Here is a 24,455-nt window from a genome sequence, read left to right on the forward strand (position 1 = left end):
AACGGCCCGGCTACGTGCTGTGCCGGACTCTAAATTTACCATTTTCGTTCCATTTCACAAATGCTAGCGCAGGCAGCAAAAGGCGAATTTGGCGCAGCCTGGCTTTTGCTGCCTGTGCGGGTTTTCCATCTCCATTTTCCTCTCAAAGATTTTTACCGGCATGACATGTAGCCATTGTTGGGCGCTTCCATTTTATTCGTCGTAAACCTAAAAAAGCGACCGGTTTACCGGTTCTGGATACTCCAAAAGGGCCGTTTTTACCGATTTTTCAATCTCATTGAACCGATTCCCTAATTTTGATAGTCTCAAATTGATCTTGAAAACTGATCTCAATTTACCGATTTCAAATTCTTGATCTTGAAAGTCAATCTCCCAAATTGATCCAAATTTCTAATCTCCAGTCTTCAATTTGATTCGGCTAACTTTCAGTTTTCTTGATTGATCTCAAATTCAAGTTGACCAATTCAATCTACTCATTTTCAATCTCCAAAATTTCAACTTGATTCTCGACAACCCGATTCAATTTGATCAGATTCTTATCCGGTGAAAGGTTCAAATTTCTTGTCCTCCTACTCTATTCAATTCGACGGTTTACCCAATTCTTATTTTCCGTATTGAGGCCCTAAACGTAAACCCACTCCAAAAAACTCAATTTCTTCTTTCGATGACAGGGAGCGGTAATTGTTAAGGATCTCAATTATTCGGGAGAACGAATTACCCGATAAAACAACTCTATTTTCCATTTTTTGCCTGCCTAATTGGGCTATACATTCAATTGACCGTAACAAACAAAACTTGGGTTCCAAAAACCAATTATTCCCGATTTTCAAAGGCAGGCTTAATCTCTAATCAATTGTTTTTCAGATTCTTATTCCCAAATGGAGTGCGCCCAACGGGTTGTGCAGCCGCAGTACGGAGCGCAGCGGAGTATTGCCGGCTGCACTGTGTTAGGCCCAGTATCACATTAAAACAATGGTTCAATTTCTCTCAACTGATACGTTTTCGTCAAATCTATTCGATGATGGAAATTTTTGATTGCTTCTGTTGGCTCAATCATGTCCATATTTATTTTAGCTATCGTTTCCCTATCAAAACGAATTGAATAAACATACTGATCTTCTTCGTTTCCAGTTTTCTTCGATATTCTTTGAGTATAACCTGAAAGGTCAATAACTTCAATCGACGGAGAAAGGTTAAATATATTACATGCTAAATAAAACCCTAAACCAATGGCACATCTAGCATATTCTTCTTTTAATTGCTTTTGAGTTTTATTTCTTACCGACAACTTAGATGTTGATGTCAAAATAGCTTTCTGAGTTGGCAAATCTTCTATCTCTGGTAGATCTAAATCAACTCTCATAGTCCTTTCTACCGATGAAAAATCGTAATCGACATAAAAATCTACAGGTAGTTCTGTATCTTCTAAAAACTTTTTAAAAGATTCGGAAATAAACTGAGTATCTCCTTTTAAGCTTAATTCTATTCTCTCAATAATTGACTGAAGGTTCATTTGGGCTTCTGCCAAATTATCTTTCCATCTCTTTACTCTTTCTCCATGATATTCTTCGAGCCTAGATTCAACAAATTTCTCTCGATTTCTTTTATTTCTCCAAAACAGTAAACTTTTGATTTTATTCTTAGCCTCTAGTTCTAAATCTCTTCTACTTTCTTCGACTGTTGGCTCTTTTAAACCTTCAACTTTATTCAAGTAATTTGGGGATTGAATGTCATTTAACTTGTCAGTCAGCTCTTCAGTAGTAATGATTTTTGGAGACTTCCTAAATATTTCAGTTAAAATCTTGGTTCTTAAGTTTATTTCTTCTGCCTTTTCATTGGCTGCTTCTTTTAGTAATTCTTTATATACAGGGTTTCTTTTTATTTCGTATAAAACCTCCGAATTTCTTATAATTTCTCCTTTTTTTGCTCTAACTCCATTGGGTAAATTTTGATTCCTGTTCCAATATATTTGAGGTGAATTATTATCGTCCAATTTCACTTCAATAGATATCTTCGTATCAACTTTTGTTATTGATTCTGAATCATCTCTATAGGTTCTCCCTCTCGTTCCGATTTTTTGCCTATGAGATAACCCTGTTCCAGGAATTCCTGTATTTAGGTACAATCCATTTTTTCCATAATTCATTGATAAGCCGGGTCCTCCAAAAGACATACTAGCTCCTGATTTAGAGAGATTCATATTTACTCCCTTTCCCATTTTAACTCGTTTGCTAAATCTCATATGATTATTTATTTATTTATCTATTTATTTATTGGGCCTAACGGCCCGGCTACGCGCAGGCTGGGATTCTAAAATTAATCTTTTCATCCGATTTCACCAATAACTAGCGCAGGCAGCAAAAGGCGAAACTGGCGCAGCCTGGCTTTTGCTGACTGCAGCGGACTTTTCATTCTGATTTTTCAATCGTAGATTTTTACCCAGCTTGTGTGTAGCCATTGTTATGGGTTGCCGCTTTATTCTTTTACCCGTTTCAAAAAAAGGGCCCATTTCAAATTCTGGACTTTCCAAAAGGCGGCTGTTCAATTCTTTTCAACTGATTTCAATTTACTGATTTTCAGGCGATTCAATTTCAAAATCTTGATTCTTCAATTTGATCTTCGCAAATCTAAAATCAACCAAAAATCCGATGAAATCAACTTATTTCCAGATTCTGATCTCAATTTCCAGAAGATTCAACCTGATTTTTGATCACTGATTTACTCAATTCGATTTCCAGATTCATCAAAATCAGTTTCAGGTTCTTCAAATCTCGAGTTTCTAATCTTAGTTCTCAAATTGATTCAATCAACGGTTTCCAGTTCAAAATTTACAGATTCCAGATTCCCAAATTCTATTTTTGGACGAGATTCAAATTCCTGATTTCTATTTCAAAAGCCGCCTAAACGTAAATCTCATCTGAAAAAACCAATCTCATTTTTCAAGATGGGCCCGGTTAATCTTAGGAATCCAAATTTTTCGTCTTCTGCCCGATTAACCGTAAAGAATACAATACTCGACAGGACTTTTACCCGCCGTTTCAAAATTTCAATTACCCGATTGGGAACTCAAGTTCTCGATTTCTGGACTATTCTCAATTCTGAGTTTTCATTTTTGAGGCGGGACAATCCATATTTTCAATTCCATAGAATGCCAATTCTGATGCGGTACCCCATAACTCGGGCTTGGGCGCAGGCCGAGGCACGAGGCTTGTCGCACAAGCTAAGTTCTGCGCTTTCAATTAATCTACTTCTATATGGAATTACGTTTTAGTCCCACGGAATAACCTACAACACAGATTTCTTTTGGTTCATCTTGGTATATACATTCCCTGTTTATCCTGAAATCAAACATAATTTCTAGCAAATAAGGATTCTTATTGCTACCATCCGATAACATTACCACTTCATCCAACACCCTTCTCACTTCCTCATGAAAAATTATCGGTGTCCCATATTCATCGGAAATAGTATGTATGATATATCTATTATTTCGATCACAACTTAACACAGCTCGAATGCGTCCTTCCTGCTCTTCACCCTTTATCCTGGCAATTGCAGGGTATCTAATTCTTTTATAAACGGATTTGAGAAACTCTATTTGTCCTCCAAATTCAATAAAGTCGTATTCTTCAAAAGTGTATTGCTGAAAAACTTGTAAAGAATCATTTTGCCCCAGTATCCTTAACGATACTGAAACACACAAGAGAACGACAATACTAGTCTTCACAAAAACACCTGCAAACACATTATACTTTCTCATATTGCAATACATTGTTATTTTGAAGGAACATCTCAAACATCACTATAAAAGCTCGATGTTTCATATATAAAGGCATATAAACTTATAAGTCCTTTGTAAAATCGGCTTTTGACATACAGTTCAATCTCTTGTATTCTCTTATGATTTCAGAAGATACTATTATCCATGATTTTGAAGTTCAATAAAAGCTCATCTTCTCAATCTTGCTTTCGAATTCCTATGTAGCCTTGTCTCGGTCTAATATTTCAAATACTGATCTCGTGATTCTTTTCTAGCAAACATACATCCGAAAAATAAAGCAAACATGACCACAGAATATACTCCGAAGATTTCAAGTGGTGATACCCGTCCAACAATATCCGCAACGGTATTTAGATTCTCTGAAAATGGGTTAATTCCCGATAACAGCGAGTGATTGGCAAAAATCAGATAGGCGAATAATATCGTGACAAATAGAAATATTATGAACCTCATAATTTCTTTCTTGTGAATTTTTCTTGTTGCGCAGAACTCTGGGCTGAGCGCAGGCCGAGGCACGAGGCTTGTCGCCCAGCCTAAGTTCTGCGAATTACTCTTTATTCAATTGATACGACTGATTGATAAGTTCGAATAAAGGTTCTAAATCATCACCACTCCTTATAGTTATCTGATAATCTCCATTTCCTAAATGCCCGACCTTCGAAACATCCCTAGCAATATCATTGGGATCGGACAGTTCCCCATATCTGGCATTCAACCATATTTTGACTGACTTCTGCTGAATCTTAATATCAGTGATATTCCTACCTAACTTAAATGATATGTAATGCTTATTGTATTTTACTTCAACATTATCAAGAGATAGAAGATATTCCTTCAAAGACCGGTAGATACCAATAATGCTCTCATCTGTTATCTTGGCTAGATGATCTTCCTCTTTCACTTCGATCTTATCAGATAAAGACTCATTCAACCTCTTGATCTCCTCAATTCTATCCCCGATTAGAAGGGAAGGGATATCAAACGTTGAGCTATGGACTACTAAATTCCGAAATTTATTGGCTATGTGCAGGTCATCCAGTATCTCTCGCGGAATTGCATTAGCATTTGCTAATAAACTTATACTTTTCGATATGGGAACAATGGTGTTCTTGGCCAATTGCTCCCCAATGGAAAACTGCTTACTCAATTTAGAAAGGGTATTTTCTAACTCCTTAAAACTAGCGATGAAGTTACCAACCTGCTGGTTCCTTTCACTAGCTACGTTCTCTACTACATTCTCTAATTCATCATCTGGAACAACAACACGAGAGAGTTTTTCAATAGCTTCTTCAATGATTAGACTTAATTCCTCTACCAATTCTTCAACTTCTTCTAATTCTCCAATTGAAATAAATCTATTGTGTGCAATTGCATTACGGAGTTTGTACAACCTTTCCCACCTTTTTATAAAGAACTCACCTTCACAATCGACCAATTCTTCAAAATATCTACTCCAATTGCTTTCTGGTAGTAAAGATTTTATTTCTTCTAAGTTTAATTCATCTATAGAGTCAGCCTTACTTAATTTCTTTATTAGAAATTCCTTATGATTTGGATATTTCTCACTGAAGAGAAAATTACTCAACTGTATGAAATCAACATTATGTAAAAAATTAGGATCCTTATTCCCCGACCTAATAGACTCTTTGACCTCTTCAGGCATTCTTTCAGATGTCCAATTGATCCCTAGGTTGATAAACATGAACTTAGTAAGAAGCTTTCTCAAGAGATTTTCAACCTTGTAGATTCTTGAGTATGCTCTTTCCGAGTAGTATTGCGCGATATCATCCCAAAGCTTATAAATCTTGGGGTTAATTATCGAGAGAACACTTCTAATTACTCTGATTGACTTCACAAATTTAGGAATCTCATCCTCTTTCTCACACTCAAAGTGAAGCACGAAGTAGGTCGGTTCTTTATCAGCATTGATCTTCCCTGTTTCAACTCGATAGCTGAACTCATAACCCGCAACCGTGATCTTGGTGCTAGTCACTTTTTCAACATCATCATCAGAAAGAAGTAGGCTTTTTAAAGACTTAAGAGAGTTCGTATTTGTACTTGCGACAATTACTAAGAATTCTACTGTATACATTTCATTTGGGTTTCAGTACAAATATATTGATATCAATTCATTTAATTTCGCAGAACTCAGCGCAATACGAAGTATTGCGTGTAAAAAAACTCCCGGTTTATGACCAAAAGATACACCAAAAAAACCAACAAAACCAACCCCGGGGATGTGAAAACAGCAAACATATTGACTTTGACTTAATGTGTTAAATTGCGGGGGTGCGATATACCAAAAGACACCCCCAAACCGATCACGATAAATCCATGTCATCAAGAGGACTGCTTAGGCTTCGTAGGGCATCAGAAGAGACATGCAGGTAACGCTCCGTTGTCTTGATGTCATTGTGGCCCAGCGCTTCTTGTATGTAGCGGAGGTTCTCACCGGCATCCAGACTGTGCGTGGCAAAACTATGACGCAAAGAGTGGACCGTCACATCAGGATTGATGCCAGCCCGGTCGCGTGCACGGCAGAAAAACGCCTGAATGCTCCGCTTGCTGTAGGCTCCGCCTGACTGCCCTTCGAATAGGTACAGCTTGGGGTGGTATTGCTTCAAATATTGATCTAATACGGGCATGACATTATTCGCAAGGACGGTATACCGGTCTTTGCTGCCCTTGCCGTCACGGATGAATATGCACTTGCGGCTCTTCTTGATGTCCCGAACCCGCAAATTGACGGCTTCGCTGATGCGTAGACCGGCAGAATAGATCAGCATTAGTATGCAACGGTGCTTGAGATTGGGTGTGGCGTCAAAGAGCTGACGGACTTCCTCACGGGTTAAAATGGAGGGCAGCCTCAGGGGCTTTTTTGGGCGGCTGACTTTGTAAAGCTGACGCTGATACTTAAGCACCTTTTCGTAGTAGGCTTTAATGGCATTGATGATTTGATTCTGCGAAGATGCGGAGTAATCCCTTGCTTTTACAATGTGTATAACGTAGTCTCGTATCTGATCCGGACTGATATCTTTGGCTTCGCGTTGCGGGAAATGGGACAGAAACCGGGCAAAATGATTAAGGTAACTCTTCATCGTCGCATAACTCATCCGCTCTATGAGCAGTTGCTCTTCAAAGGCTAGCAGTGCTTTTTCGTGCATGGGGGGCAGAGTGGTACTGGGGCGCCAACGCACGCGCTGTGGCTTGGGTAGGCTGATGCTATCGGATCCGCGACCACCTGAACGGGGCGCAAAGTCTGCCTGTATCTCAGGCGTGAGCTCCAAATGCTGACCGAATAGCGAAAACAATAACCGAATACTCTCTTTGTTATCGGGCAAAAGCCAAAACTGCCCAGCCGTGTCAAAGTGCCAGCCGGGTATGATCTCTAGTTTGGAAGCCCAGTCGCTCCTCACCTCGGGCATCTCGATCTTGAACTTCCTTCCTGCAGTGCGGGAGACCCACACCGCCATCTTCTCTTCCCGGATAGCAGGGGCAGGAGGGGTTTCACTGATCTCTAAATTCATCTCCTCCAGAACGGACGAGGCTATGGATAATCCCGGAAACGCTGACCGCAACGCTGTGATTGTACCCGAAGTGCAGGGAAAGTACCAGCAACTATGCGTGGCACTGTACCGATAGCCTTCTATCTGCTTGCAACGGTACTTTGCATTACTGTCATACTGCTTGAAATCAATGCGGAGATACTTCCCGCCCCGGTGATGGAATAAACGAACCTGAATATTTGCTTCCTTGCTTGCTGAAAAATTGCTCATTTTACCAAATTTGAAGGTTATTTATCAAATTACACCTCCAAACATAACCTTATAATTTACTGGTATCAAGCATTTTAAGTGTTTACGTCAACAATATCCGTCTTTAACCGTTACTAGCCGTTATTAACCGTTAAAAACAGATATAGGGTTTTCTAGACAGGAAATAGTGCCTGTAAGGAACACTTAACTGAGTCATCAATAGTGAATAAAGATGCTACGTTGGAATCTCTTTGTCACTCCAGCGGACTTAGTCCTATTGAATCTCTCCTGAAGTCTACGGCGCTTTTTTCTTCAATGGACAAGGGGCTTCTTTCCTGACCGGAGCCTACCTTGCACCCGGTTAACAACAGTAAGGCTCCGGTCTGCAATACGATTACTGCCCGAAGATTTACTATATTCCTAATCAGCTTCAGCAAGCCCATTCCCCGGAAATAATGACAATGCCCCTGTAGCTTTCTAGGGTAAAGCCTCCGGCATTCCAGCCCACATGGATTTTCCCATTCTCATCCTGTATGATACCGGAAACCTGCTTGTTTAGATGCAGGAGCAGCAGGTAGGCTTCTTCAACAGAGTATTCGGGCAGATTCATTTGAAACCCAAACCCTCCGGTGTGAAAATAGGAGGATACATACGCTCCATTACTGAACACGATCCTCTCCGTACCTAGAGTGGTCACGGTATCTCTTCGTTCCAGATAAATAGCGGTATCGCATACTTGCTTAAAGTAATCAGAGACGCTGGTGAATACCCCTGGATCAGACAGGGGTGCCCAACTGGACAAATAAGCATCAAATACAAAACCTTCCACCCCACCGTAAGCCACCTTCACCCAATGCCCGTGAAGTACAACGGCAAAAGGCTTATCATCGAAGGCAGTACCCCGGTCGGTAAGTTTCTGGGAATGATATTGATATTCATTAATGGTTTTGTTGCCCCGGGAAATTACTGCTGCTCCAAACGGTATAGCAGCAATGACTTCAGACTGCAACTCAGGTGCCTTCCTCATATTCAAACCGGATGCAGCCCAGACGTGCAACTCATCTCCTGCCTGATATGTAACAATGGCAGCCCCTAATATTGGAGCCATTAAGCCCATGACAACAAGTGTAATCTTCATGCCGGTAATTATTGCTTTCCCTGTTTTGCTATTTGTCCCCTTATTAGGGAACAGTGCACAACGCAGCGTTATAGTTTCTGCTGCACTGTATTGCTGCTCAGTTCTATTTCAGCACTCATCGACAGGGAAAATGGTAACGATCTTGAAACATAACAAGCCGTTGCAGACGCATGCCTGTACTACATTTGAAGCCAATTGGCTAAAAAGCTTCAACTTGAATACATCCATATGTGCAACAGTCAAGTTGGAACCATATGCCCTCTCTTTGTAGAGGCCCCTTTCTGCAAGGTCTACGCTGCTGCAATGATGATGAGCGCCCCCAAAACGGAAATAATGCCAAGCACTAAACCTGCGATTGCCAAACCTTTCCCAGTCCTCACTTCCGGCTCTTTTTTGATTCTGCTTAGTGCTATAGCGCTGAAGACAATCCCTAAAGTTCCCAGAATGATACCGAGAATGAATATCCCCACAAGACCGGTAACAAACCCTGCAATGGCCAGTCCGTCTATTTCAGCCTGCTCCAGCGCCCCTCTGGGACTTAAATCCTTATTTTTCTTTAGTTTCCTCTTGACAAATTTTAAAGCGATTTTCTCTTTCAAGGTCAGCTTCCTCCCTATCTCAGCCTGCAACTCGCTCTTGCTTTTACTGACCAGAGATTCCGGGCTAAGGTCAAACACCGATGCCGGGCGATCACCGGTATCAACCGCCGGCATTACAGCAGCATGCCCTCTAAAGGAATTGAAAACAAAACAAATGGCAAGAATGCCAATCAGCGTTAAACGATGACTCATGTTGATTGATGTTAATTGGTGAAAAATGCGGTTTTGAAACTTATTTCAGTGTCTGTTGTCTCAAGAGACGCTTTGCAGCTGAAAGCTCCCTGGCTGATCTACACTAAAGCTTGTCCTTCGCGGGGATCCCCAAATAATACACGGCCCCCACAACATACCGCCACCGGGCATGCAGGCTCTCAAAATCGGGATTACTGTTGTGCCGGAAGATAGCACCGTAAGCCTCCCAGCCAGCATTGAGGGCATAACTTGCCTTTACAAAGGGCTCCGTATGAAAAGGCATATAGTCGATTTCCCGAAGCGGAAGGGTTTCCGACGGAATGACGGCAATGTATTCATAGGTAATCGTGGAGTTGCGGTTGTTCGTACTTAGTGTGTACAGCATTCGCATGCCAAAACTGACCGACACCCGGCCTTCCCGAAAACCTGCTGATAAGGGAAGCGTAAGAAAATACGTTCTGCGGTCCCTGTACTCTTCAACTCGAGTCAGCCCGAATGCAAAATCCGAGTCAAATCCCCGACTGTATACCCGGTGAGCGCGATTTAAATTCAAGCCTAACCCAAAAAACACCGGCACTTCCCAAAAGCTCATCTCTGCCAGCCCTCCTACCGTTAGTAAAGGCCGGAAGGAAACTTCAAAATCCTGCCGCATTACCTCCTCCCCGTTATTGAACTGCTCAATACCAATGCCTGCCTGTACGCCATACCTGAAAACCTGCGCGCCAAGCTGACAGCTAAACATTACTAGTAGCAAAATGAGCCCTGCTTTTGAATTTCCTATAATCAAGCCTGGTCTGTTTGATAAAAAACGGTTAACGTAATACTGAAAACCTTTTTGACCGAGATACTCCGGCACGACTGCTTGACTAAAAGGTAAGAGAATTCTAGCTGAATATGCTCAAGCTAGTGGATTGTGTGTATAATCTTAGTCCTTCACTTCCGTAGCGGTCCCCCCTAAATCAAATGCACCAAGCGTATATAGTGCGCCCACTGCAAACCGCCAACGTCCGAAAATAGCTTCATAACTATAATTCCAGCGATAACGAAAGAACATGCCGTATACTTCAAGACCGGGCTTTATTGCTGCACTGCATTTCAAAAAGGGCTCTGAAAAGGTCGTACGCTGGCCCGGAACATACAATCTGCCTTTCTCCACTTTGTCTTCACCGTAATAACTCAGAGATAGCTCTGACTTGCTTTCATTGCGCCATAATATCCTGGAAAAGCGCCAACCGAAGTTTATCCTCAAAAAGCTATATTCAAACCCTATGGAAAGGGGCATGGTCAGCGTGTAAGCCTTGCTGTTCCTGTTCTCCACTACCCGGGCTAATCCGTAGGTGAAGTCACTGTCGAAGGCATACCGGTACTTCCGGTGTACCCGGCTTAAGGCCAACCCCGATTCAAAGAACCAATGCTGGCTTTTTTTGTACCGAAGAAAGCCTCCTGCGGAAAATACAGGTATTCGTGAAGATTCAAATTCGGTAGTGGCACGAGAGTGAAATACTTCGTCCTTGTACTCATCCATCCCTACCCCACCCTCGAGTCCGTAAGTCCAGCTTTGAGCGGAAAGATCAACAACAAACAGGAGCAGGGCTAGAAGGAAAAACCGTGATTTACCGGACATGATTTAAAGCTGAAATGTATGATTTTGACTACCGCAAGTCAGCAAATGATCTGACATCCCCTTACAAATAATACCGCAGGCCCATCTCCAGCCCCAACCCGAGCAACCTTTCCTGTACCGGCCCTTTACGAAGGTTGTTCAACTGATAGCGGCCTATAAGCTGAGTGAAGCCGGAAAGCGACTGTGTCAGATTGAGGTTGCCACCTACCGACAAGAAACCAATGAAGTTGAGCCGGTTCATGGACTCCCGGACCTCGGTAACCGAAGTACCGCCTTCGTAGGAACGCTGCTGCACCAAAGTTCGCCAGTAAATGGCAGGGGAAATACCCACTTCGAAGTAGGGCTCGCAGATGGAGTTGATGAGTGTATACTTCACGCCCACCGGAAATTCAAACATCTGATATTCATACCGGTATTCTGATCCAAAGGGCTCGAATTCCTTCCCGACCGTATTAATGTCTTGTGCCGGGTCAAAGGATTCTACCGGGCTTGTCGTAAAGCCAGGATTGGCATAGCGTGCGCCTGCTTTGATGGCCAGAGAAGGGCTGAGCCCCAAATAGTAATTAAACCCCAAACGGTAATTGAGCTTGTTGTTCTCGTAGCCCTGCCGGTTGCTGATCATCGGTGCGGCAGCTTCGTCGGCGGTGTTGCCACTGATCAGGTGAAAACCGAAGTCTCCACCAACCACTACATCAAAGGCGTCTTGCTGCCGCCAACCGGAACGGCCGTATTGTGCACATAAGTCGCTTGCAGAAGATAAAAAAAGGAGGGTTATAATTCCGAAGAGGGGAAAACTGAGGTTTTTCATGGCAGGTAGTTATTAAATTTGAAGGATTGACACAAAATTAAAAACCTGCTTTGCCTATATTTATTGTGGTTTTTTAATGGAAACCTCTTACCTTAACAAGACAATAATTTTTAAGCATCTATGAAAACGCCGCCCTCTACCGAAAAGCGTACCTGCAAAATTTGTGGACTGCCGATCAAAGGCAGGGCCGATAAGGTCTTTTGCTCTTCTACCTGTAAGAATGCCTACCACGTGGGCTTGCGCAAAGCTACATCCGAAGCGGTGCAGCAGACCGATAAAATCCTCCATCGAAACCGGTCTATCCTAATCGAAATTATGGATGGAAATACCACGCAGCGTAAAGTCAACCGCTCAGAACTGGATAAGAAAAAATTCAATTACAAATACATCACCGGCTATTCCATCAATTCACGGGGTAAAACTTACCACCATGTCTATGACTTTAGCTGGATGGAGTTCTCGAACCAGGAAATTCTTATCGTAAAACGAGGAGCGTAACAAAGTGGACAACCGGACCAATTGAGCATTGATAATCAAAGAATTGCAACTACACCTAAAATAATCCTGTAACCATTTGCAAAAGGCTTCGCCGACCATAAGTCGCAAAGCCTACTCCTCCTAAAGTGCTTTATTGCGATCACCAGACAAGCGCGTCTTCGCTTACAATGTTAATTTAGGCTTTTTTTTATTCTTGTGCAACCCATAATTGAAAAATCATAGCTCTCGCTTCCGATTTTAAGAGCTTTTTTGGAGCGGTTCCCTCATGAAAATCAAGGATTTATGATTCTGGCGAAGTCACTAAATTTGAGCTTAGCGGGCTAAATGAAAATTTACTGAGGAAGTCAGAGCTTGCCCCGCATTTCTACGGGGTTCATAAAGCGTTGATTTGCAACAGGAACGAGCTCCAAACTCTCTAAAGCTCATACAAATACAAGCTCCCTTCATAATAACAAAGGATAAGCAACCGCTCTTCCTCCGCCAAAACAGCGGCCGGTGCATCAGCCGCTACAGGGAAACCCGGCTGTACCTTGCCATCCATGCCGAGCACCCATAACCTGCGGGCATCAGCACTAAACCCCATCAACAGACCTTCGTCTTTCCATTCCTTATATTGTACGCTGTGCAGGGGCGCACCTACCGACCATTTTTGTACTTCCCGGAAATCCGTGCCTTCGTAACTGAACAGGCGCAGAGAAGCGTTGTCCCACATCAAATAATCGCCTCGCTCATCACCCACTATATCCTCAAACCGAAACTGTACAGCTCCCTCATGATTGGGCATAAGCGATAACCGGAAAGTCTGCCCTTCCAGATTAAAAACCTGCACATAACCATCAGATTGACCCACTGCAATACGCTGTTGTTGAGGCCCCAACCGCAGATAAGGAGGAGAAATGGCTTTCGCACGAAGTGGTAATGTATCGAGCTTCAATCGGCCGAGACGGTCAAAGAGATAAAGACGGCCGCTTTCCGATAGCACAGTTATATAATCTTGCCCCTGATACTGCGAATGCTGAACAGGAAAGGAAACCAGCGTGTCGGCCACCTGATTAGGCCCCCAACCGGTCAAAAAACGGCCGTCCTGATCGTACCCATATATGCGTTGATCCCGGCTAGCGACCCAAAGAGCATAAACTACCGGTTGTTCCAGCACGCTTACCTCAAGAGGGGACTGAATACCCGAGGGAACCCTTAGTGGAAAAGGAGCATGCGCTTTTCCCTGCCAGTCCAGAACATGTACCTGATCACCGGCAGCAAAAGCAATGCCGGCTCTTCGTCCTCCATCTAAATACAGGGGCTGCGGCGCTCCCTTGATGCTGTCCCGAAGCGGATAAGCCCAGCGAACGTTCCCTTCCAGGCCCCGGCAAACCAAACCACTGCTTGCCTCCTGAACCAGAATGCTTTGCTCTAACAAAAAAGGACCAGCAATAATGGTTTCCTCCAGTGGTAATTGCCATACCAGCGCCGCCGCCAAACCAGAACGCTGCTCTTGCCTGCGGCTATCCAGGCTGATTGATCCATCTTCATAAATTGCCCCGGTGGTGGAGGACCAGCCACTCCAGAAAGTGCCTGCCCCTATGTCTTCCCCTATCATCAACTGATCGACAAGCCGGGCTGATCGCCCGTGATGACTGTACCACCATGCAGCAGGCCTTTTGGTGGAATCCAGCGCGACCCGGTTATTGAAGGTGGCATCCTGCAAAAGCGAAAGCCCCAATGCACGGGCATTCATCACCTGCTCTATGCCTGCCCGGGAAGGGCTCAGGGCTACATAATCTCCAAGAAACACAATGTACGGGTTGCGAAGCCCTCCCCGAATAAAAGAGCTGAATAAACCATCACCCAACACCTGACGAACTTCAAACATTTGATAGGAAAATTCTTCCAGCACACCCAGCTCTGAACTCAACCGAATAAGATAATCGGATGGGTCGCCTCCATTAACCGAAAGCAGTAGTACCCGATTGTCAGGATACTCCCCCGGAAGAGCCAGCTGTGCAACTACCTTGTGCTTGCCCAACCACGGGTTTATAAAACGGGATAAGGGATTCTGCGCTGATATAGCCACGGCAGGAGCAGCAGTACTCCAGGCCAGTTGTATTGGCAAGTACTCAGCAATCGATTCCATGGACGGAATAACACTCCGATTATCCCGGGAATGCAACCGCCCACGAACCTGTAACCGCTCACGCCCTAAAGCAGTCAGGTGAAGCTGATAATCCGATTTTTCAAGCTCCTGAAGCCATGCAGACAGAGCACCGCCTGCCCTACCACTGAAAAAAGCCGATAGGTTCTCTACTGATACTGTAATCCCAGTATCCGCAACACCCTGCCATTCTTTTTGCCCGCCCTCTAAGGTTGCTATCATCGCTTCCACTAATCGTGACTGTGTGCCGGCTAGCCAGAGGTTGCGGTACTGTGCTACCCATATCCGCCCTGAGAGGACATATAAAGGCACGCCCCGGTAGATTGAGGCCGGCTCCTGAGCAGCAATACTCCGGGCTGCTACAGGTAGGCCACCGTGCTTAGCCACTGACCAACCGTAAGTGCCGGTGCCTATTTGTTGCAACATCCAAAGCCCATCCTCCCAGGCAGAGTCGATACTCAGAATGTCTGATCGGCCGCGCTCCAGCTCCACTACCAATGTCATTTTGTCCGCTACCAGCATATCAATTATTGAAAAATCCTTATCTTCGCTAGGCAAAGATCGGAACACAATAGCAGTTGCAGGCGGTACTGCCTCCTCAACTGTACAAGGATAAATTACTAATCGATATATTGCCAGAATTACTCCGCAACACACTCCTGCAACACCGACCCATTTTAAATGAGATCGCTCTGATTGACCGGTCACTTATTGCACGCTTTTTATTGACTCAATAACAAACTCTATGAGAAAACCATTTCTAAGACTCGGTGGTTTGATGGCCCTGCTCGCAGTTGCACTAGGTGCCTTCGGTTCACATGGCCTGAAAAATGCGGTGGATGCCGCAAGTGTTAATACTTTTGAAATCGGTGTGCGGTACCAGTTTTATCATGCTTTTGCCCTCCTCTCGGTAGGGCTGTTGCTGTACTGGCGCAAAAATAAACTCCTCACAGCCGCCGGCTGGCTTTTCATCGCCGGTATCGTTTTGTTCTCCGGCTCCTTGTACCTGCTCGCAATAAGCGAGTTATTCAGCCTGAACACTTCGGTACTTGGCCCCGTCACTCCCGTGGGAGGTGTGGCTTTTATAGCCGGCTGGGCGTGCTTCATACTGGCTACATTCCAGAAAAATGAAAAGTCCTACCGCCGCAAAGGCAGTGAAGAGGGCTGATTACAGGCACAGCCGCGAACCTTAACATCTCACTTCGCACAAACAAAGGATGCTTCCCGTTGCAATACCGAACCAAAAAACAATCTCTAATGAAAAAGGTATTTGTAACTGTTACCCTGATTGGGCTTTGCATCCAATTCCTGAGCGCACAGGGTGTTTATCTGGGGCCTCGTGTAGGCGCTACTTTTGCCAACGCTAAGGTAGATGGCGACAACGAGCCTGATTTTGACAACCGTACCTCTGTCCTTTTCGGTGGTTCACTGGAACTGGGACTGGGCGATTATTTCGCCATCCAACCTGAAGTAAGCTATATTCAACGGGGATTCGACGGTGGCGATGATGGTATCCTTGACCTCGCTCCTTCCGTCACCTTGAACTACCTGGATGTCGGCGGAATTCTCAAATTGAAAACAGGCAGCAGTGAGCAACTCAGCGCTTACCTTGGTGCCGGCCCATCCTACAGCTATTTACTGAGCGGAGAAGTGGGAGGACTGGACATTGATTTTGATGAAGAGGAAACCTTCAAACGTGGTGACTGGACCGCCAACTTTGCAGCGGGTGTTCAGCTGCCGCTTGGAAAAAGCTACCTCTTTGTTGATGTCCGCTACCTGCTTGGCCTTACTGATGTAAATGAAAACGATGATATAGAAGTCAGAAACCGGTCCTATGCAATTTCTGCCGGCCTAATGCTTCCCTTGTAAGCCTACCGGACAGATTGTAATTAAAAAGCGGCTTGCTGCATCTGTGCAGCAAGCCGCTTTTTTGCTTCTACAAAGCCTTACTCGCCTGCCAATTCAGGCTCTTCCTCATCTTCTTTGCGGCGGTTGCGCCACCAAATGAAGCCAATCACACCAATAAGCATGTAAGGCGTTGCCAGCATATACAAAATGCCGTTATTCAACCCTTTCCCATCGGTGCCTCCATTCTTGAGATTGCTTTCGGCAGACATACGGCACATCGGGCACTGTGCCTGTACATCGGGCGCGGTAGCTACACTTAAAGTCATGGCTAGCGCAAGGATACTGAATAGCTTGATGATCTTATTTTTCATAATTACTTCCGGTTAAGTCGCATAAAGATAACGTTTCCCCTGCCATTTACGTTTCCGCTTACGGATAATATGGCATTAACATGAGATAAGCCACTGGCCCCGTCACTGCTACATAAAACCAAATGGGCCAGACCCAACGGGCCATCTTGCGGTGGCGGTCAAACTGCCCGGTATAGGCCCGGATAAAGGTGAATAAAATAAAAGGCAGGCTAACCGCAGCTAATACAATGTGGGTAAGCAAAATGATCAGGTAAAAAGTCCGCGTACTGCCTACCGCTGCAAGCTCCTCGGCACTGAGCGAGCCATCACCATCCAAATCTCCGAATATAGTCTCAGGGGTGGTGAAGTGGTAAGCAACATAGGAAAGCAAAAACAAGACCGACAACCCCAGCGCCACCATCATAGTCTTCCGGTGAGCTTCCACCTGCTTTTGCTTGATAAAGTAAAGTGCAATGACCAGGGTGACCGCAGTCAGCGCATTCACGCCGGCATGAAAGGGTGCCAAAAAGCCCAGGTCAACTCCATCGGGCAAAGGAATTTTCACCTGCCGCATAACGCCTACCAGAATCAATACGGCTCCCGTGACAATCCATGCGCCGACATTGAGTTTTTTCTCGAGCTGTAAATCTGCCATTTCTTGTGCTTATTTTTCAGTTTCCCGCTCAAAGATGATATCCGGCTCTTCGATAGGGTGTAAGTTTAGAGTAATGTGCTTTATGAGTAATTTCAAATCTTCTGCGTTGTTCATATCATAAGTGCTGCGTACCATCGCACTGTCCGCAAAAAATAACCGGGCATTGTCCACCAGGCTACCCGATTGTACGGCGCCGTCAAGTTTCATCGTTTTCGCAAGTCCGGCTATCTGAGCAGCATCCCCGTGCAAAAAGAAAAACTGCTCGGGGTCTTCTACCTTACTGTCGAGCAACAGCTGCGCTGATTCGGCCCGGGTGGCTATATCCGTACCTGCACGGAAAGTCAGGAAGTAAACATCTTTGCGTTCGTCGAACTGCTCTTCCATACGCTGAAGCAGGTCAAAATAAGCCTCCTTGTTTGCGCCGGTGTAGAAATGGCCAACGACCAGCTGATCAGCAAAGCGCTCTGCTTTCACAAGAGAGTCGTTGTAATTGACGAGTTCAAAATCAGCGAGAGGAGCAATATCTTTAAGTTCATTGAGCGCCTGAATCCGGTAGTTTAGCCCCGTTTGCAGGTAGTACCAGGATCCCAGTGGTAAAACAACCAACAGTAATAATAAACCGCCGATTTGTATCAGATTCATCTTATTCTTCGCCATATGCTTGTTGTGCTATAGTTTTGAGAAAAACACTGGAAACCGGGGATTGTTGAAGGTTGCATCCTATAACAAAAGGGTGAGAAAACTAATTTTCTCACCCTTCAGCAGATGCCTGTCGTACAGGCGTATTAGAACGTAAAAGCTTAACCTTTGAATTCGATGGTTGCAGCATCCTTCCGGAAACCCTGAAGATCATCTTTCTTCACTTCTTCTACCTTCTCTTTGTCTTTATCTTCGATTTGCTGACGGCGCTGCTTCCAGGCTGTTCCTTCCTGGAAAAAAGCAATCAGTGCCCAAACCAGCAGTACAGTAGGCAAAAGCACACTCAGCGCAAGACCTTTCACTTCGTACCGCATGTGCATGAATTCGTAAATAATGTAGTACGCCTTGTAGAGCGACAGTACGATGAGTACGAGCCCTACCACGTAACCCAGCCAGCTGATATCTTCCAGCCCGCCGATGACGTGGCCCTTGCCCAGAAGTGAAAAGAATACTTCTATCAAAGTGACCACGGCCAGAAGTACCAGGCCTTTATAAACCAATTTCTTTGAATCTTCGTAGGATAAGTGTCCCATTATTGATAGCTATTTTTTTGGGTGAACAACAAAGTGGGTCATTAAAGGAGGTAGAATACCAGGAATACAAATACCCACACCAAGTCTACAAAGTGCCAGTACAGACCGATCTTCTCTACCATCTCGTGGCCATTCTTACGGGCCATGTACAAGCCGCTGCCTGCATTGACCATAATAATGATCAGGAAGACCACACCCGAAAGTACGTGGAAACCATGGAAACCGGTAATAAAGAAGAATAATGCGCCAAACGCCTTAGGGCCGAATTGCTGCATTTTCACCTCTCCTGCATCCGGACCGTCTGTTACCAGGTACTTGCGCTGCAGGAAGTTGTCCGAGTTCACAAAGTATCCTGCGTGGTCTCCCTGCGTGTAGTCATGCTCAGCGTGGTCTCCTTCGCCATGATCCTCACCATGACCAGCACCCGCCTTATGAATCAGATAGCTATCTCCGGCTTCGAATACTTCATCCGTTTCTTTGCCATTAGCATCCAGATATACGCCAGACTCCACATGTGTTCCGAATGGATTGACATTCACCGTCATATGCTCTGTAGCAATCAGGTTAGTCCATTCCCATGCCTGACAGCTTAGGAAGCCAATACCGCCAATAATAGTCAGCAGCATCCAGAAAACAACCCCGTTTTTGTTCTCACGGTGCCCTTCCTGCACGGCACGTACCATCGTCACGGAGCTGATGATCAGCAGGAATGACATGATCGTTACGAAAATCAGCGGAGCGTGATGTACGCCGAATGGCGCTGTTGAGAAAACGAAGTCAGGAACAGGCCAGGTCGGGCTGCTGAAACGCAACGCACCGTATGCAATAAGGAAACCTGCAAACGTAAAAGCATCAGAAAGCAGGAAATACCACATCATCAGCTTGCCATAGCTCGCCTTAAATGGCGCTTCACCTCCATCCCAGGAGGAACCGCCCTGATTGTCCAAATCCTGTTTTTCCATTACGGAATCTGTTGTCGCCATCGGTCTTATCTATTTTGTTTGTTTCAGTTGTAGTTGAGATTAAGACTGCTGCAGGGTAAAAAATACCAGCAGGTACACCCACAGAAAGTCTACAAAATGCCAATAGATTAATGTCATTTCAAAACGCAGCTTCCGGGCGGGTGTCACCTTATGCGTTAAAGCAAAAGCGTGAATGATCGCCACAATTAAAGCTGCTATCCCACCCAGTATATGCGCGGCATGAACACCGGAGATCACATACACAAAGGAGCCGGAAGGGTTGGTAGTAAGCTCCACACCAATAGCGGTGAGCGTCTGCCACCCCTGATACTGCAAAGCTAAGAAAGCCAGCCCCAAAATTAAAGTAAACACCAGCAATACTCGGTAAGCCTGCGTTTTACCCCGCTTAAACGCAAGGTAAGAGCCGTGCACTGTTGCACTGCTCAGCAGAATAACTAACGTATTAATATAGAAAATGTCCGGTAAACGGAACTCCAGCCAGTTGCCCGCTGCCTGACGCACAATATAGGCGCTTGTGAAAGCAGCAAACATCATCAAAATACTCGCACAGGCTACGCCTAATGCAAATTTCTTGGGATGGATTTTACTTCTTGTATATTCAGTTGCCACAGTTGCATTCATAATTAAACCTAAATTTTATCTGCAAAAAAGGCTAATAGTGAAACAGGAATGTACAGAAAAGAAAAGAACATCAGCATCAAGGCTGACTTCCGGTTCGCTTTACGGTAAAAATTCCAGCTAAATCCTGCGTAAGCCAGGGATAAAACAACGACAATCCCGGCAGATACCACGCCGCTAACACCCATCCAGTAGGGAAACACCCCTACCGGCACGAGGCAAAGCGCAAAAATAAAAGATTGCAGCGCGATCGAACGATCTGGCTGCTGCCCGCTCTTGGGCACCAACTTATAGCCTGCTTTGTCGTAATCCTCAAACCCAAGCCAGCCAATAGACCAGAAGTGAGGGAACTGCCATAGAAACTGCAGTGTGAACAGGCTTAGCGCCAAAGGCGTAAGCGTACCCTGTGCCGCCACACAACCAATAAGCGTAGGCAATGCACCGGGTATAGCCCCAACAAAAACCGCAACGGGTGAAATGCGCTTGAGCGGGGTATAAAGAAAAGCATACAGCACCAGCGAAAACGTCCCAAAAAACGCCGCCCATGGATTGAACATCGCTAGCAGGGTGATGCCAAACAAACTCTGAAGCCCGGCAAACATCACCGCCTCTGAGACGGTCATGCGCCCTGCTGCCAAAGGACGGTCAGCCGTACGCTTCATCAAACGGTCGTAATCTTTTTCAAGTACCTGATTCAGTGTATTTGCTGCACCAGTTACTAAAAAACCGCCTGCAGCAAGAATAGCTACAGCTCCCCAGTGTAAAACATCCGCTGCAATAGCGAAAGCCACTACTGACGAAAATACAACAGTAAGGGTCAGGCGGAACTTTACCAGCATGTGGTAGTCCTTTACCTTACGCAGCACCAGGCCGCCCCAACTTAACTGTTCTGCTTTAGTAGACACGTCTGCACCTATTGTATTACAGGAGGTAAACCCCGTACTTGAAGGTTACCTCCTGCAAAGTGAATTTATAATTTTAGCTTTTCTGCTGACCTTGGATTAATGCTCATCCTTAGATTCATCAGCGCCAACCGGCTGAATCTGTGGAATGAAATCCTTGCCATCCTTACCGTAGTCATACGCCCAGCGCTGAACAGTTGGAATCTTGCCAGGCCAGTTGCCGTGGATGCCCTCGATTGGAGTTGTCCATTCCAGTGTGGAAGCTTTCCATGGGTTGCGGTCGGTCATCTTCTTACCTTTCCAGATGCTGTAGAAAAAGTTCACTACAAACAACAGCTGGAAGCCAAAGGTGATAATCGCAGCTACCGTAATAAACTGATTCATCAAATCGAAAGAACCAAAGGCGGCGAAGCTGTCAAAACGGTAGTAACGACGTGGCACACCTGCCATACCGAGGTAGTGCATTGGCCAGAATACCGCGTAGGCACCGACAATCGTACCCCAGAAGTGCAACTTACCAAGCGTCTCGTTCATGAAACGGCCGTACATCTTTGGGAACCAGTTGTAGATACCCGCGAACATACCAAAGAATGCGGCAACCCCCATCACGATGTGGAAGTGAGCAACAACGAAGTAAGTATCGTGCAGCTGAATGTCAATGGCGGAGTTACCCAGGAAAATACCTGTCAAACCACCAGAGATAAACATGGATACGAAACCAATGGCAAATAAGCTGGCAGAGTTAAAGCGGACGTTACCGCCATAGAGGGTTGCAATCCAGTTGAACACCTTTACTGCTGATGGCACTGCAATAATCAAGGTGAAAATCACGAAGAAATTCGAGATGAATGGATTCACACCTGACATAAACATGTGGTGCGCCCACACAATAAAGGACAGGAAGGCAATTGCCAAAATAGAGTAAACCATCGCCTTGTATCCGAAGATCGGCTTACGGGAGTGTACGGAAAGTACTTCTGATACGATACCCATCGCCGGCAGAATGATGATGTATACCTCCGGGTGGCCCAGGAACCAGAATAAGTGCTGATACAAAATCGGGCTGCCACCTACATGGTCAAGTGCCTGTCCACCAATGAAAATTTCGCTAAGGAAGAAGCTCGTTCCAAGGCTGCGGTCAAAAGTAACCAACAGGAATGCAGATACCAGAACGGGGAACGAAAGCAGACCAATGATGGCGGTAATGAAAAACGCCCAGATGGTCAGTGGCATACGCCACATGCTCATACCCTTGGTACGCATGTTCAGAACGGTGGTGATGTAGTTAATACCACCAAGCAGTACCGAAACTACAAAGAAGACAAGGCTTACAATCCATAGTGTCATACCTGCCCCGGAACCACTGGAGGCTTGAGGCAGCGCACTCAACGGCGGGTAAGCCGTCCAACCGCCTGCAAACGGCCCTGTATTCAGGAACAAAGAGAAAAACATGACCACTCCTGCCAGGAAAAAGAACCAGTAGGAAAGCATGTTCATGAATGGGGAAGCCATATCCCTTGCACCAATCTGCAACGGAATAAGCAGGTTGGAGAATGTGCCACTCAGACCGGCTGTCAATACAAAGAATACCAGTATGGTACCGTGCATCGTTACCAGTGCATAGTAGAATTCAGGTGCCAGTGAGCCAATGCCCGCATCATTTACGGTAATCCATTTGCCCAGTACCGGCTTCAGCCATGCCATATTTTCCTCCGGGAAACCCAGCTGAAGACGGAAAACGAGAGACATCAGACCACCAATAATCGCCCAAAACATACCTGTGATCAGGAACTGTTTTGCGATCATCTTGTGATCCTGACTGAAAAAGTAAGTCGTTACAAAATTAGATTGAAATTTATCGCCGTGGTGATGATCATGAAAGTGATCATCGTAACCGTACTCTTCGATCAAAAGATCGTCTTCGTGTACTAGCGGCTTATCTGCAACATTAGCCATCTGCTGAAAAATTTTATTGTTATCCGTTCTAATCGTTGTTGTATTGCTTTAACACAAATGCATGATTCTTGTTCCGAAATTATTCGGCAGAACCTTCGCCCTCAGGAGTATCTCCCTCAACCGGGCTCGCGTCTGTGAGTTCGGGCTCCTCTTCCACTGCTTCTGAAGCGAAAGGATCGTCCTCTGTGCCTTTGATGGTAGACTCGTAGTAAGACTGCTGCTCAGAAAGCCAGTTCTTGTACTCTGCTTCTGAAACAATACGTACCGCACGGCGCATCGCATAGTGACCTTTGCCACAAAGCTCCGCACAAGCCAGCTCAAAGTTGAAGTCTTCAAACTTTGTCGGGCCTTCAGGGTCCTCAGGATCCAGAGGTGCATGCCACTCCGGGTATTGAGGTTCTCCGCGGTCATTCAGAGCACCAAGCTTCGCACGGTACTCCTCTGTAGTCGTTGTCGGAGTGAAAACAAAGTAAGTCGGCATACCTGGCACAGCATCCATTTTCACACGGAAGTGCGGCAGGTAAAAGTTGTGTAAAACGTCGCGGGAGGTAATCCGCACACGTACTTTCTTGCCTACCGGCAGTACAATTTCGCTTGGGTGGAAGTCGTCGAGGTTCTTCTCGTCTGACCATACCTGCCCAAGTGGGTTGGTTGCGGAAATCATCTTGTAATCCCGGGCACCGAGCTTTCCGTCAGGGCCAGGGTAGCGCAGGTGCCAGGCAAACTGATAACCTGTCGCTTCGATTTCGATGTAGTCTTCACCTTCTTCCACGTCCGCCATCACATCGTTCCAGGCATCCAGACCGCCCACTACGAGAAAGGTCATCACTACCGCAGGGATAGCGGTCCAGATCACCTCAAGGCGGTTGTTGTGCGAAATGTACTCTGCCTTTGAGCCACGGCGTGCGCGGTACTTGTAAGCAAAGTAGAATAGCAGTATCTGTGTGATGAAGAATACAATGCCCGTGAAGAACAGTGTGATATTAAAAATGTAATCAATGCTGCTACCGTGAGCAGAAGCAGATTCATTAGGACCATACCATAGCATGCTGTCCTTATAATAAATGGCAGACACGGTACAAGCCAGAAGGAACACAATCATGAAAATCATGGAGTAGCCCGCCTGTGTACGGTTGGTCCGCTCCTGTGCTTCCTCTTCACCGCGAATTTTACCCGCCAGCTCTGTCACCTTGCCGATCTGAACGACAATAATGCCAATTAGAATAACGCAAAGTAGTACGAATAAAGCAGTCATTATTCTTTATCTGATTTTGTGTGTAATCAATTCTTCTTTCGCTGTTGCTAAAATACACTCATTCAACAGCTTTACCCCCGTTTCTGATTTCAGACTAATTTTGTTTAGAACC

At 45.3% G+C, this 24,455-nt stretch carries 22 protein-coding genes; 3 read left to right on the forward strand and 19 right to left on the reverse strand.

Annotated elements, in window-relative coordinates:
• Positions 1-964: 964 nt before the first annotated feature.
• The 9 genes from IX84_RS00020 to IX84_RS00070 form a co-directional block, all read right to left on the reverse strand.
• A complete protein-coding gene (locus IX84_RS00020; protein WP_072013633.1) occupies positions 965-2,242 on the reverse strand; it encodes a DUF4236 domain-containing protein in 1,278 nt (425 codons plus the stop codon).
• A 1,008-nt stretch (positions 2,243-3,250) separates the two neighbouring features.
• Positions 3,251-3,760 carry a hypothetical protein gene (locus tag IX84_RS00030; protein WP_044215496.1) on the reverse strand — a complete coding sequence of 170 codons (510 nt, stop codon included), beginning with the start codon at positions 3,758-3,760 and terminating at the stop codon, positions 3,251-3,253.
• Positions 3,761-4,328: 568 nt separating this feature from the next.
• A complete protein-coding gene (locus IX84_RS30535) occupies positions 4,329-5,873 on the reverse strand; it encodes a DUF5655 domain-containing protein (RefSeq protein ID WP_052515650.1) in 1,545 nt (514 codons plus the stop codon).
• 229 nt (positions 5,874-6,102) lie between these two features.
• Positions 6,103-7,557, reverse strand: coding sequence for a tyrosine-type recombinase/integrase (locus IX84_RS32335; protein ID WP_052515651.1), 1,455 nt, complete (start codon positions 7,555-7,557; stop codon positions 6,103-6,105).
• A 409-nt stretch (positions 7,558-7,966) separates the two neighbouring features.
• Entirely contained in the window at positions 7,967-8,674 is a 708-nt protein-coding gene (locus IX84_RS00050) for an SH3 domain-containing protein (protein ID WP_044215500.1), read from the reverse strand.
• A gap of 290 nt (positions 8,675-8,964) precedes the next feature.
• Positions 8,965-9,465: a DUF4190 domain-containing protein gene (locus IX84_RS32340; RefSeq protein ID WP_081968540.1), complete on the reverse strand. Its 501-nt coding sequence runs from the start codon at positions 9,463-9,465 to the stop codon at positions 8,965-8,967.
• A gap of 103 nt (positions 9,466-9,568) precedes the next feature.
• Entirely contained in the window at positions 9,569-10,219 is a 651-nt protein-coding gene (locus tag IX84_RS00060; protein WP_152604863.1) for an outer membrane beta-barrel protein, read from the reverse strand.
• 171 nt (positions 10,220-10,390) lie between these two features.
• A complete protein-coding gene (locus tag IX84_RS00065; protein WP_044215504.1) occupies positions 10,391-11,089 on the reverse strand; it encodes a hypothetical protein in 699 nt (232 codons plus the stop codon).
• A gap of 61 nt (positions 11,090-11,150) precedes the next feature.
• The gene (locus IX84_RS00070; RefSeq protein ID WP_044215506.1) at positions 11,151-11,897 is read right to left on the reverse strand and encodes an outer membrane beta-barrel protein; all 747 of its coding nucleotides are present in this window, start codon (positions 11,895-11,897) and stop codon (positions 11,151-11,153) included.
• A gap of 120 nt (positions 11,898-12,017) precedes the next feature.
• Here IX84_RS00070 and IX84_RS00075 point away from each other — a divergent pair, with 120 nt between their 5' ends.
• A complete protein-coding gene (locus IX84_RS00075; RefSeq protein WP_044215509.1) occupies positions 12,018-12,395 on the forward strand; it encodes a DUF2116 family Zn-ribbon domain-containing protein in 378 nt (125 codons plus the stop codon).
• A gap of 415 nt (positions 12,396-12,810) precedes the next feature.
• Here the strand turns inward: IX84_RS00075 and IX84_RS00080 are convergent, their stop codons facing one another.
• The gene (locus IX84_RS00080; protein ID WP_044215510.1) at positions 12,811-15,066 is read right to left on the reverse strand and encodes a hypothetical protein; all 2,256 of its coding nucleotides are present in this window, start codon (positions 15,064-15,066) and stop codon (positions 12,811-12,813) included.
• Positions 15,067-15,289: 223 nt separating this feature from the next.
• Between IX84_RS00080 and IX84_RS00085 the strand changes: the two genes are divergently transcribed.
• Both IX84_RS00085 and IX84_RS00090 read left to right on the forward strand, forming a co-directional pair.
• Positions 15,290-15,712, forward strand: a complete 423-nt coding sequence (locus tag IX84_RS00085) for a DUF423 domain-containing protein (RefSeq protein ID WP_044215513.1) — start codon at positions 15,290-15,292, stop codon at positions 15,710-15,712.
• A gap of 89 nt (positions 15,713-15,801) precedes the next feature.
• A complete protein-coding gene (locus IX84_RS00090) occupies positions 15,802-16,413 on the forward strand; it encodes a porin family protein (protein WP_044215514.1) in 612 nt (203 codons plus the stop codon).
• A 77-nt stretch (positions 16,414-16,490) separates the two neighbouring features.
• Here the strand turns inward: IX84_RS00090 and IX84_RS00095 are convergent, their stop codons facing one another.
• The 9 genes from IX84_RS00095 to IX84_RS00135 all read right to left on the reverse strand — a co-directional run bounded on the left by IX84_RS00095 (position 16,491) and on the right by IX84_RS00135 (position 24,343).
• The gene (locus IX84_RS00095) at positions 16,491-16,763 is read right to left on the reverse strand and encodes a hypothetical protein (protein ID WP_044215515.1); all 273 of its coding nucleotides are present in this window, start codon (positions 16,761-16,763) and stop codon (positions 16,491-16,493) included.
• A gap of 58 nt (positions 16,764-16,821) precedes the next feature.
• Positions 16,822-17,397 carry a DUF420 domain-containing protein gene (locus tag IX84_RS00100; RefSeq protein ID WP_044215517.1) on the reverse strand — a complete coding sequence of 192 codons (576 nt, stop codon included), beginning with the start codon at positions 17,395-17,397 and terminating at the stop codon, positions 16,822-16,824.
• 9 nt (positions 17,398-17,406) lie between these two features.
• Positions 17,407-18,054, reverse strand: a complete 648-nt coding sequence (locus tag IX84_RS00105; RefSeq protein WP_152604864.1) for a hypothetical protein — start codon at positions 18,052-18,054, stop codon at positions 17,407-17,409.
• Positions 18,055-18,197: 143 nt separating this feature from the next.
• Positions 18,198-18,629, reverse strand: a complete 432-nt coding sequence (locus IX84_RS00110; protein WP_052515652.1) for a cytochrome C oxidase subunit IV family protein — start codon at positions 18,627-18,629, stop codon at positions 18,198-18,200.
• Positions 18,630-18,670: 41 nt separating this feature from the next.
• Positions 18,671-19,612: a cytochrome c oxidase subunit 3 gene (locus IX84_RS00115; RefSeq protein WP_052515653.1), complete on the reverse strand. Its 942-nt coding sequence runs from the start codon at positions 19,610-19,612 to the stop codon at positions 18,671-18,673.
• Positions 19,613-19,651: 39 nt separating this feature from the next.
• A complete protein-coding gene (locus tag IX84_RS00120; RefSeq protein ID WP_044215522.1) occupies positions 19,652-20,233 on the reverse strand; it encodes a cytochrome c oxidase subunit 3 in 582 nt (193 codons plus the stop codon).
• 8 nt (positions 20,234-20,241) lie between these two features.
• Positions 20,242-21,135, reverse strand: coding sequence for a heme o synthase (cyoE, locus tag IX84_RS00125; protein ID WP_052515654.1), 894 nt, complete (start codon positions 21,133-21,135; stop codon positions 20,242-20,244).
• Between the two features lie 96 nt (positions 21,136-21,231).
• Positions 21,232-23,088, reverse strand: coding sequence for a cytochrome c oxidase subunit I (locus tag IX84_RS00130; RefSeq protein WP_044215524.1), 1,857 nt, complete (start codon positions 23,086-23,088; stop codon positions 21,232-21,234).
• A gap of 79 nt (positions 23,089-23,167) precedes the next feature.
• Positions 23,168-24,343, reverse strand: a complete 1,176-nt coding sequence (locus IX84_RS00135) for a cytochrome c oxidase subunit II (protein WP_052515655.1) — start codon at positions 24,341-24,343, stop codon at positions 23,168-23,170.
• Positions 24,344-24,455: the final 112 nt, after the last annotated feature.

The organism is Phaeodactylibacter xiamenensis (genome assembly GCF_000759025.1).
Taxonomy (GTDB): domain Bacteria; phylum Bacteroidota; class Bacteroidia; order Chitinophagales; family Saprospiraceae; genus Phaeodactylibacter; species Phaeodactylibacter xiamenensis.